A 9,985-nucleotide genomic window follows, 5' to 3' on the forward strand; every position below is an offset into this window, starting at 1 on the left:
AACGACGCGGCGAAGGTCAGGAAACTGATGGCGAGCGCGAAGAGCGCGGTTATGACGAGCTGGGACATCTTTTTTGATCCGGGCATGGCGTTGACGCTGCTTCTCCTCTAGCCAACCGGCCTTGAACGCCGGACCAATGCCCCATTTATCTGCCGTTCAGAATATGGCTTGCCGCATGCCAGCCATGCCGGTCGAACCAAACCGGGCATCGCGCGTTGCTCTTGGGTAATTTTCCGCGGAAGGTCCCCCCGATGGCGCAGATCGACGTCGTTGCCCCCACTGCCATTCCTCACCTGGCCATCTTCACCGATTTCGACGGCACACTTGTCGAAATCGCCGAAACCCCCGATGCCGTCGAGGTTCCCGAAGCGCTGGCCCAGCAGCTTGAACGCGCCGTGCGCGAACTCGACAGCGCCTTCGCCGTGCTGACCGGCCGCGAGATCGCCGATATCGACCGCTTCCTCGCCCCATTGCACCTGCCCATTGCCGGCGCGCATGGCACCCAGCGCCGCCGCGCCGATGGCGTAGTGGAAACCGTCGATCCCGCCGCCATCATCGGCGCCGAGGAAATCGCCCACGCCATCTCGCCCCTGGTCGCGGCCAATCCGACTCTGCTGCTGGAAACCAAGGAGGGCGCCGTCGCCCTGCATTATCGCCAGGCACCCGAACTCGAAGCAGCCGTGCGCATTGCCATGGAAGAGGCCGTCCACAGCGTCACCGATTTCACCCTTGTCCCCGGCAAGATGGTGCTTGAAGCCCGCCCCCGCGCCGCCAGCAAGGGCCAGGCCTTGCGTGCGTTCATGCGCGAGGAGCCGTTTCTCGGCCGCACGCCGATCTTCATCGGCGACGACACCACCGACGAGGATGCCTTCATCGCCGCCCAGGATCTTGGCGGCGTCGGCATCAAGCTGGGGGAGGGCGACACCGCCGCCCGCATGCGCATTGCCAACGTGGCCTCGGTCCATGCGCTGATCCAGGGGCTCGGCGATATCGCCGCGCGCGACCGTGACACCGCATTGACGAATTGACTGAACTGACCGGGGGCACCGAATGAGCCGTATCATCGTCGTATCCAACCGAACGCCGGGCAAGGGCCCGGCGGCCGGCGGCCTTGCCGTCGCCTTGCGCAAGACGCTGGCCGAACGGGAAGGCTTCTGGTTCGGCTGGTCGGGAAAACTGGTGGATGAACCCTCGGCCGAAGCCCGTTTCGAGGATATCGACGGCCTCTCCGTGGCGCAGGTCGACCTCACTCGCGAAGATCATCACGCCTATTATGCCGGCTTTTCCAATTCCATCCTGTGGCCCAGCTTTCACCTGCGGCTCGATCTCGCCACCATCGAGGCACACTGGTACGAAGGCTATCGCCGGGTGAACACCCAGTTCGCCCGCGCCTTGCTGCCCCTGCTCAAGCCCGATGACATCATCTGGGTGCACGACTATCATCTGATCCCTCTGGCGAGCGAATTGCGCAACCTGGGCGTTCGCAATCGCATCGGCTTCTATCTGCACATCCCCTTCCCGACCACCGATGCGCTCTATGCCATCCCGCATCATCAGGAACTCATGCGCGACCTGTCGCGCTACGACCTGGTCGGTATGCAGGCCAATCGCGACGTCGCGGCTTTCACGGAATTTTCCGAGCATCAGGCGCCTTCGACCCTGGCCGGCTCACCGCTCAAGTCAGTGGATTTCGGCCGGACTGAAGTCGCCGCCTTCCCCATTGGCTCGGACCCGGACGCCTTTGCGCGGCTGGCCGTCAGCCCCGCCGCGACCAAGATGATCAAGCGCATGGAACGCGCCATGGGCGAACAGGAACTGATCCTGGGCGTCGACCGGCTCGACTATTCCAAGGGCCTGCCGCAGCGGGTGGAAGCCTATGAGAAGCTGCTGGCCAACAATGCCCGCTTCCGCCGGCTGGTGCACATGCTGCAGGTGGCGCCGCCCTCGCGCGACAGCATCAAGGAATACCAGGAGACCAGCGACACACTCGACGCCATGTGTGGTCGCGTCATGGGGCGTTTCGCCGAACCCGACTGGGCACCGCTGACCTATGTCAAGCGCGCCTACGGCCAGCCCAGCCTTGCCGGCCTCTACCGTCTGGCGCGCGTCGGACTCGTCACCCCGCTGCGCGATGGCATGAATCTGGTTGCCCACGAATATGTCGCCGCGCAGAACCCCGAAGACCCCGGCGTTCTGGTGCTGTCGCGTTTTGCCGGGGCAGCGGAGATTTTCGAGGATGCCATACTGGTCAATCCCTTTGACACCGACGAAACCGCCGAGGCGCTGCGCATGGCGCTCGACATGCCGTTGGACGAACGCAAGGACCGCTGGAAGACGCTGATGGCGGCGGCACGCAAGCACAGCGTCGAAAACTGGAGCCGGGACTTTCTCGACCGGTTGGCGCCAGCCTCAATCGCCGGCACCGGCACCCGGGATATTCTGTACCTGGCATCCGTGGCCTGATCTCCGAAGCTACGACTTCACCCATGGACTCCCCGCTGCAGCCAGCAAGGTCACCAGCACCCGGTTCATCGGCGTTGCGATGCCATGCTGCTCGCCCAGCCGCACGATCACCCCATTGCGCGCATCCACTTCCATCTGATGCCCGGCCAGGCGGTCGGCATGGATGGACCCGGCCACCGAGCCCTCGCGCGAATTCCGCGCATTGGCCACGGTTGCGTCGATCACCGCCTCCGGTATGTCGGCGCCCTCGGCCCGGCCCACCGCCACGCATTCTTCCACCAGCCCACGCACGATGGCCTCCAGTGCATCGCTCCATACCGGCCCCGTGGCCCGCAGCGTCAGCGCCGGCACAATGGCGGCGCAATTGCCCGCCAGCTTGACCCAGACCTGCGACAGGAAATCGGCATGTGCTGCCGCCTCGATCTCGGTATGCGCAAACAGCGCCGCCAGCGCATTGCCGTTCCGTCCGGCCGGCACGGCGATGATGCCGTGGCGACTCTGCACGATCCGCCCCGGCGCACTGCGCACTGCCGGCAGATTGATCATCACCGGCACCAGCCGCTCGGCCGGCACCAGATGCTCGAACAGCCGCACATGCTCCACCCCATTCTGGATGATGGCCACGCGCGTCGCATCGCCCACCAGCCGATCCAGCCATGGCTTCGTCGAGTCCACGTCATAGGTCTTGGTCGCCACCAGCACCCAATCGACCACCCGCGCCTTGCCCGGATCGGTCAGCACCTCCGGCTTGGCCGTAATCACGCCCTGCGGCGTCTCGACCCTGATGTCATCGAGCGGCGTCCGCGCGCAGACGGTGATCGAAAAAGCCGGGTCCTGCGCCAGCCAGGCGGCGATGGTGCCGCCGATGGCGCCGGGCCCGATGACCGCAATTGTCGTCATGAAATGCTCCAAACAAAAAGGGCGGCCACCGGGGCCGCCCTTGTCATAGCTGATTTGCGGGCGCTTAGGCCCCTGCAACACGACCGCGCTGGCGATCGGCATTGGAGCGGCCGCCATTGCGCACGGCGTCCTTCTGCGACTTGCCCCAGCGCTGCTTGTTGGCGGCAGGCTTGGTGCCGGCCGGCTTGGCCGCCATCGGCTTGCCGGTTTCCATGTCGCGACGCACGCCGCGGCTCGGCTGGGTACCTTCGGCCGGACGGCTGCGCGGCGTATCGGACGGCTGGTGATGTGGCTGGCTCTTGCCGCCGATCTCCTTGGCGAACTCGGCGAAGGGACGGCGCTCGGCCGGCGAGCGGCGATCCGTCTGGTCCTTGCGCGGATTCTTGGCCGAACGCGGGCCGGGACGGCCACCATTGGGCTTCTTGTAAGCCGAGCGCGGCGCCTCGACGACGCCGGTGTCATTGCCGGTATGGAGATCGCCCGTATAGGGCAGGGTCCGGCGGATCAGGCGTTCCACGTCGCGCAGCTTGCCGCGCTCGGTGCCGTCGCACAGGGTGATCGCGGTGCCCGAAGCGCCGTTGCGGCCGGTGCGACCGATCCGGTGAACATAGTTCTCCGGATCGTCGGGCAGCTCGTAATTGACCACATGGGTAATGCCGGGCACGTCGATGCCGCGTGCCGCGATATCGGTGGCGACGAGGATTCGCACCTCGCCGGTGGCAAATCCCTTGAGGGCAGCCTGGCGGGCATTCTGGCTCTTGTTGCCATGGATGGCCGCAGCCTTGTGGCCATCGATTTCGAGATTCTTGGCGACGCGGTCGGCGCCATGCTTGGTGCGCGAGAAGATGATCACGCGCTCCATATTCTCGGTTTCGCTGGCCAGCAGTTCATTGAGCACACCACGCTTGGCCTTGGAGCCGCTGAGGATCACCCGCTGGTCGATCTTGACCACGGTGGAGCCGGCAACCGACGCATCGACGCGCACCGGATCCTGCAGCAGGCTCTTGGCGAGGTCGGCAACTTCGGGGGCCATGGTGGCCGAGAACATCATGGTGTGGCGCTTCATGCCGATCGCCTTGACGATGTGGCGCACCGGGGCAATGAAGCCCATGTCGAGCATCCGGTCGGCTTCATCGAGCACGAGCCAGCGGGTTTCGTTGAGGCGGATCTTGCCGTCGTCCATCAGGTCCTTGAGGCGGCCCGGCGTGGCGACGGTGATATCGACGCCGCGCTCCAGGCGCTTGACCTGGTGATAGCGCGACACGCCGCCCAGCAGCAGCACGGTGTCGAGCTTCATCTTGGAGCCGGCGAACTTGCGGATGGCTTCGTCGATCTGCACGGCCAGTTCGCGCGTGGGCGCCAGGATGAGGGCGCGGGTGGTCAGCGGCCGCGGACGGCCATTGAGGGTCAGCAGGCCCGCCAGGATCGGCAGGCCAAAGGCTGCCGTCTTGCCCGAACCGGTCTGGGCAATGCCCATCATGTCCTTGCCTTCGAGCAGCTTGGGAATGGCCTGGAGCTGGATTTTGGTGGGCTCGGTGAAGCCGCCGGCAGTCAGGCTGTCGGTGATGATGCTTGGCAGGCCGAGGGAAATGAAGTCGTTCAAAACGATACGTCTTTCTGCGCCGACAGGCGCTTGCGGGCGCGCAGAACAATGCAGCGCGCTTGTCGCCGGACGCATGGGCGTCGGCGGGTCAACAGGTGCAATCGGGCGATAAAAGGGAGATATCGCGCGGGTGCTGGCTCGAACCCGGACAGATTGTTTCCGGGCTGACTTCGCCGCTCACCGCAGGGGATAAGAAGAGAAGTCCGTCACCATAATCCTGGCGCCAGCGGATCCGTTGAAGGTCCATGCGCCGGTGACGATGGCGCTCATATGGGGCAAGGCACCTGAAATAGCAAGGAAATTCGGGATTCGTGCCTGCATGGCGGGTTTGCAACGGATGCCACAGCGTCGGATCGCGGGAATGACGCTGTGGGTGAGGCAAGCCCGTGTTAGAACCCCTCCCATGTTCCGCACCCTCCTCGCCCTCATCCTCCTTGTCTCCCCCACTTTCGCCGCCGAATGGACCTATATCGACGGCGCCGGCAAGACCGTCACCCTGCCTGAACCACCCACCCGCATCATTGCCCATGTCAACGCTGCGGCGGCGCTCATCCCGCTCGGCATCCGCCCCGTTGGCGTCTTCCTCGATGGCCCGCCCTCGGTCGACCGCGCCGCGGAGGGGCTCGATCTCACCGGCGTCGAAATCGTCGGCCGCGGCTGGTATGAGCTCGATGCCGAAGCCGTGCTGGCACTCGACCCCGATCTCATCGTCACCGAATACTGGCCGCGCGAGGGCTTTTACGGCGGCGCCGTGGGCGATGCCGCCATCACCGACCAGATCGAGTCCATTGCCCCCATCGTCGGTCCGGCCCAGGGCAAGTCGGTCGTGGCCATGATCGAAGACTATGCGGCGCTGGCCGCAAGCCTCGGCGCCGACCTCGACGCCCCTGCCATGCTGGCCGACAAGGCGGCATTCGACGCCGCACTGACCCGCTTCAAATCAGCCATGGCGGCCAGGCCCGGCCTCACCGTCATGGCCGCATCACCCGGCTCCAGCGGCCTCTCCGTTGCCGCCCCATCCGAATTCGCCGAACTGTCCGACTTTGCCGCCTGGGGCCTCGACCTTGTCGTACCCGTCACCGATCCCGACAGCAGCTACCAGACCCTGAGCTGGGAAAACGCCAATCTCTATCCCGCCGACATCATCCTGCTCGACGACCGCTGGGGTTCCCGCACCGCCGAAACCCTCGCTGCCCAGCCCCTGGCCGAGCGCCTCCCCGCCGTCGCCGCCGGCCAGGTGGGCGACTGGCCCGCCGGCTGGATCAGGAGTTATCGGGCCTATGCCGGGCAGTTGGATGAGCTGACGGCGTTGATCGAACGGAGCGCCGATCTTCCCTTCTCCCCTTGAGGGAGAAGGTGCCCGAAGGGCGGATGAGGGGTTCTGCGCTATCCTTGCGCAGTGAAGCATGGAGGGCGCAGCACCCCTCACCCTGACCTTCCGCTGAACGCGACCAGTCGTCGCCTCTTCGTCAAGGTTGAGGGTAAGTCTTCCCTCAAATCCCCCCATACCAGTCATAGCCGTTGTCCGGCCAATAGCCGCCCTTGCCGCGTCCGAACGGGCTGAGGTCGTCGACCAGTTCGATCGTGTGCAGGTATTTCGGCTGTTTGTAGCCCAGCGCCCGTTCGATGCGCAGGCGGATCGGCGCCCCGTTGCTCACCGGCAGCGCCTGGTCGTTGAGCCCGTAGCTCAGGATGGTCTGCGGATGATAGGCATCCACCAGGTCGGAACTCTCATAATAGAGAATATCCCCGGTCAGCGTGCGCTGGATATTGTCGTAGCAGTGATAGACGCAGAACCGCGCCTGTGGCTTCACCCCGGCCATGTCGAGGATCGGCCCGAGCGCCGTGCCGGTCCATTTGGCGATGCAGCTCCAGCCTTCCACGCAATCGTGCCGGGTGATCTGGCTGCGCGCCGGCATATTGCGCAATTCGGCGAGCGAAAAGCTCACCTCGCGCTCCACCATGCCCTTGACCGTCAGCCGATACGGCTCGAAATTCTGCATCTGCAGGAACATGTATTCCGGCGTCGAGGGCGCGGTGGAGCCATTGGGCCGCTGGCCCTGGCGGATTTCGCTGGCCGCATATTCGCGCGCCAGCGTCTGGTCGCCGATCAAGGTGCGCTGCACCTTGTAGGTCAGCACATTGGCCTGCTCCATCGCATGACGCACCGGATTTTCCCTGGAGCCGAGGAAATCGAACTGGTCGCAGCCAGCCAGGATCAGCCCCGAGCCGGCCAATGCCGAGCTGCGCAGGAAATTGCGGCGGGTGATCAGCGCGCTCATGGCTTGTCTCCTTCGGCTTCCGGCGTGCCGGGGCTGGCGCGATACCAGCCGGTAATCATCGAGCGCAGTTCGTTGATCGGCCCGGCGGCCAGCACCATCACGATATGGATGATGAAAAAGGTCACCAGCAGCAGCATGGTGATGAAATGGATGGTCCGCGCCGTCTGCCGCCCCCCGAACAGGTCGAGCAGCCACGGCCAGGCGGCATCCATGCCGGGACTCATGGTCAGCCCGGTGGCGACGATCAGCGGGAAGAGAATGAAGAACACGCCAAAATAGGCCAGCTTCTGCAGCGGCCCATAGTGCCGCCCATGCTTGAAGCGCAAAGTCGCGTGGTCCACCACGTCCCTGGGCACGCCGGCAATATCGGCCGGCCTTGGCACGATATCGCGGCGGATATGACCATTGACGAAGCTGGCGACGAACCAGATGAAGATGGTCGCGACGAAAATCCAGCCAAAGAAGAAATGCACGACGCGGCCGGTGCCGAGATCGCGATAGGAGGGAATGGTCACCGCACCCGGAAAGCCGGTAAAGGCGGGCCGTTCGGCCGTGCCGCTCATGCCCAGCCCCAGCGCCGTCGTGTCGAAGCTGTTGCCGAATATCGTCGTCCGTCCGCGGGGGCCCTCCGGCGTGTTGACCGCGCCGATTTCGAGAATGGCATTCTCGAATTCGAAGCCCGATTGCTGGCCGATATAGAGCGCCGGATGTGCGTTAAAGATTTGCAGCCCGGTCAGCAGCAGGAAGAACAGGCAGATCGCCCATACCCAGTGCGTCACCCGCGTCCAGATCGACTGGCGATAGATCAGCGGTCCCTTGCCGGCCGCGTCCTTGGCTTCGCTCATCTTCTCCCCCTTGATGGCATCGAGGCCATTTGCCCCGCGCGAGCAGTAACGAAGCCGCGCGGGACAAATGATGCATAGCATGGAAATTTATTCGGTGGCGGGCGCCATCGCGTCCGTTGCCATCGCGTCCGCGCCCATGGCCTCCATGGCGCCCAGCACGTCCATGCCCATATGCAGGCCATGGCATGCAGCGGCGGCGGCCTGCATGGCGGCGGGGAAGGTGATGCCCCCGGCCTGCTGCATGCACAGCGCAAAGTCTTCGTCGCTAATCGGCGGCATCGTCGGCTCGCCCGCCATCATGGCGCTGGCAGGCGCCATCGCGTCGGGCGCGGGCGTTATGGCATCCTGGGCAAAGGCCGCGGGAATAAGGGCAAGCGAAAGGGTGGCGGCAAGCGCAATGCCGCGCATTCTGTTGGTCATGATGTAGCTCCCTGGATCGATCCCGCCGATGGGCGGATCATGCAACGCCATTCGCTGGCATGGTCCGGCGCGTTACGCGATCACGCCGACGTGATCGCCCATTCCCTCACCGGCCCGGCGCATGTAACCATGCCGCCAGCGGGAGCGAATGATGATCAATGCAGGCTGACCCGACCGAGACGCGATTGCGAGGGCTTATGATCGCTTCGCTCGACGGCGATGCGGCGGCCTATCGCATGCTGCTGGCCGAACTCGGCCGTCACCTGCGCCCGTATTTCACCCGGCGGCTTACCCCCGCCTTTGCTTCGCACGCGGAGGACCTCGTGCAGGAAACCCTCCTCGCCATCCATACCCGCCGCATGACCTATGACCGCAGCCGCCCCTTCACCGCCTGGCTGCATGCGGTGGCGCATCACAAATTCGTCGATCACGTCCGCCGCCAGTCGATCCGCCTCACCGTGCCGCTCGAAGACGACGCTCCCATTTTCGCGCATGACGACAGCGCCGACGCGCTGGCCCGGCGCGACCTCGATGTCGTGCTCGACGCCGTCCCTGCCCGTACCGGCGACCTGATCCGCCGCACGAAAATAGACGGCGCTTCGGTGGCCGAAGCCGCCGCGGCCCATGGCATCAGCGAAACCGCCGCCAAGGTCTCCATCCATCGCGGTCTCAAGTCGCTGGCCGCGCGCTTCGCGGGAGGGCCTAAATGACCGATGACCTGATCGCCCGCCTCGCCGCCGATCTGAAACCCGTTCGCCCTAGGGCCATGCAACGCCTGCTGGTCGGCGCCCTGCTGCTCAGCGGCGTGGTCGCCGTGCTCGCCATGCTGATGCTGCTCGGCATGCGGCCCGACATGGAGGTGGCCACCACGACCATGAGCTACTGGACCAAGTTTGGCTATACGCTGGCTCTGGCCCTGCTCGGCCTTGCCGCAACGCGGGTTCTGGCCCGGCCCGAAGGCCGCACGCGCTGGCCCTGGCTGGCGGGGCTGGGCCTGCTTGCCCTGCTGCTCGTGCTGTCCATCGTCCAGCTTGCCCGCGCCGACGACATGATGCCCCTCATCATGGGCTCGTCCATCCTGCGTGCGCTGACCTATATCCCGATCTTCGCCCTGCCGGTCCTGCTCGCCGCCCTGCTGGCCCTGCGCCGCATGGCCCCCGCCAACCCGACCCTGGCCGGCTTCGCGGCCGGCATCATGTCCGGCGCCACCGGCGCCTGGATCTACACCTTCGCCTGCGACGAGACGGGCATGATGTTCCTGGCGCTCTGGTACACGCTGGGCATCGTTATCGTCGGAGGGATAGGGGCGATACTGGGGCGGTTCTTGCTGCGGTGGTGAGCGCAAGCCAATCTTTCACCACCCACCGGCCGTCACCTCGGGCTTGTATCGACGAAATCTGATTAAGATGTCCCGGGAGGCGGTCGCATCCGCGCTCCCGGGCAGACATCGACCGTCCTCGGGCAGGCCTTAT

At 65.3% G+C, this 9,985-nt stretch carries 10 protein-coding genes; 5 read left to right on the plus strand and 5 right to left on the minus strand.

Going from position 1 to position 9,985, the window contains the following annotated elements:
• Positions 1-251 precede the first annotated feature (251 nt).
• Both otsB and ASD80_RS05575 read left to right on the plus strand, forming a co-directional pair.
• On the plus strand, positions 252-1,028 hold the full coding sequence (gene otsB, locus ASD80_RS05570; protein ID WP_082555081.1) for a trehalose-phosphatase: 777 nt from the start codon (positions 252-254) through the stop codon (positions 1,026-1,028).
• Between the two features lie 22 nt (positions 1,029-1,050).
• The gene (locus ASD80_RS05575; protein ID WP_056230119.1) at positions 1,051-2,463 is read left to right on the plus strand and encodes an alpha,alpha-trehalose-phosphate synthase (UDP-forming); all 1,413 of its coding nucleotides are present in this window, start codon (positions 1,051-1,053) and stop codon (positions 2,461-2,463) included.
• 9 nt (positions 2,464-2,472) lie between these two features.
• Here the strand turns inward: ASD80_RS05575 and ASD80_RS05580 are convergent, their stop codons facing one another.
• On the minus strand, positions 2,473-3,363 hold the full coding sequence (locus ASD80_RS05580; RefSeq protein ID WP_056230161.1) for a 2-dehydropantoate 2-reductase: 891 nt from the start codon (positions 3,361-3,363) through the stop codon (positions 2,473-2,475).
• Positions 3,364-3,427: 64 nt separating this feature from the next.
• A complete protein-coding gene (locus tag ASD80_RS05585; RefSeq protein ID WP_244488942.1) occupies positions 3,428-4,966 on the minus strand; it encodes a DEAD/DEAH box helicase in 1,539 nt (512 codons plus the stop codon).
• Positions 4,967-5,369: 403 nt separating this feature from the next.
• Between ASD80_RS05585 and ASD80_RS05590 the strand changes: the two genes are divergently transcribed.
• On the plus strand, positions 5,370-6,314 hold the full coding sequence (locus tag ASD80_RS05590) for an ABC transporter substrate-binding protein (RefSeq protein WP_056230120.1): 945 nt from the start codon (positions 5,370-5,372) through the stop codon (positions 6,312-6,314).
• Between the two features lie 145 nt (positions 6,315-6,459).
• Here the strand turns inward: ASD80_RS05590 and ASD80_RS05595 are convergent, their stop codons facing one another.
• From ASD80_RS05595 to ASD80_RS05605, 3 genes are all read right to left on the minus strand, one after another.
• Positions 6,460-7,248 carry a molybdopterin-dependent oxidoreductase gene (locus ASD80_RS05595; RefSeq protein ID WP_056230123.1) on the minus strand — a complete coding sequence of 263 codons (789 nt, stop codon included), beginning with the start codon at positions 7,246-7,248 and terminating at the stop codon, positions 6,460-6,462.
• The gene (locus ASD80_RS05600) at positions 7,245-8,093 is read right to left on the minus strand and encodes a cytochrome b/b6 domain-containing protein (protein ID WP_056230125.1); all 849 of its coding nucleotides are present in this window, start codon (positions 8,091-8,093) and stop codon (positions 7,245-7,247) included. Before ASD80_RS05600 ends, ASD80_RS05595 begins: the two co-directional genes overlap by 4 nt.
• Before the next feature lie 87 nt (positions 8,094-8,180).
• The gene (locus ASD80_RS05605) at positions 8,181-8,513 is read right to left on the minus strand and encodes a hypothetical protein (RefSeq protein WP_156460341.1); all 333 of its coding nucleotides are present in this window, start codon (positions 8,511-8,513) and stop codon (positions 8,181-8,183) included.
• 197 nt (positions 8,514-8,710) lie between these two features.
• Here ASD80_RS05605 and ASD80_RS05610 point away from each other — a divergent pair, with 197 nt between their 5' ends.
• Both ASD80_RS05610 and ASD80_RS05615 read left to right on the plus strand, forming a co-directional pair.
• Positions 8,711-9,223 (plus strand): sigma-70 family RNA polymerase sigma factor, encoded by a 513-nt coding sequence (locus tag ASD80_RS05610; RefSeq protein WP_244488943.1) that lies wholly within the window; start codon positions 8,711-8,713, stop codon positions 9,221-9,223.
• Positions 9,220-9,852: a DUF1109 domain-containing protein gene (locus tag ASD80_RS05615; RefSeq protein ID WP_056230130.1), complete on the plus strand. Its 633-nt coding sequence runs from the start codon at positions 9,220-9,222 to the stop codon at positions 9,850-9,852. The genes ASD80_RS05610 and ASD80_RS05615 overlap by 4 nt, the downstream gene beginning before the upstream one ends.
• Positions 9,853-9,985 lie beyond the last annotated feature (133 nt).

Source organism: Devosia sp. Root635, from assembly GCF_001427605.1.
Lineage (GTDB): Bacteria > Pseudomonadota > Alphaproteobacteria > Rhizobiales > Devosiaceae > Devosia.

Coding starts and splice junctions, on each gene's coding strand:
- ASD80_RS05610 (WP_244488943.1), top strand. CDS start 8,711: ATGATCGCTTCGCTCGACGGCGATGCGGCGGCCTATCGCATGCTGCTG.
- ASD80_RS05580 (WP_056230161.1), bottom strand. CDS start 3,363: ATGACGACAATTGCGGTCATCGGGCCCGGCGCCATCGGCGGCACCATC.
- ASD80_RS05605 (WP_156460341.1), bottom strand. CDS start 8,513: ATGACCAACAGAATGCGCGGCATTGCGCTTGCCGCCACCCTTTCGCTT.
- ASD80_RS05575 (WP_056230119.1), top strand. CDS start 1,051: ATGAGCCGTATCATCGTCGTATCCAACCGAACGCCGGGCAAGGGCCCG.
- ASD80_RS05600 (WP_056230125.1), bottom strand. CDS start 8,093: ATGAGCGAAGCCAAGGACGCGGCCGGCAAGGGACCGCTGATCTATCGC.
- otsB (WP_082555081.1), top strand. CDS start 252: ATGGCGCAGATCGACGTCGTTGCCCCCACTGCCATTCCTCACCTGGCC.
- ASD80_RS05595 (WP_056230123.1), bottom strand. CDS start 7,248: ATGAGCGCGCTGATCACCCGCCGCAATTTCCTGCGCAGCTCGGCATTG.
- ASD80_RS05590 (WP_056230120.1), top strand. CDS start 5,370: ATGTTCCGCACCCTCCTCGCCCTCATCCTCCTTGTCTCCCCCACTTTC.
- ASD80_RS05615 (WP_056230130.1), top strand. CDS start 9,220: ATGACCGATGACCTGATCGCCCGCCTCGCCGCCGATCTGAAACCCGTT.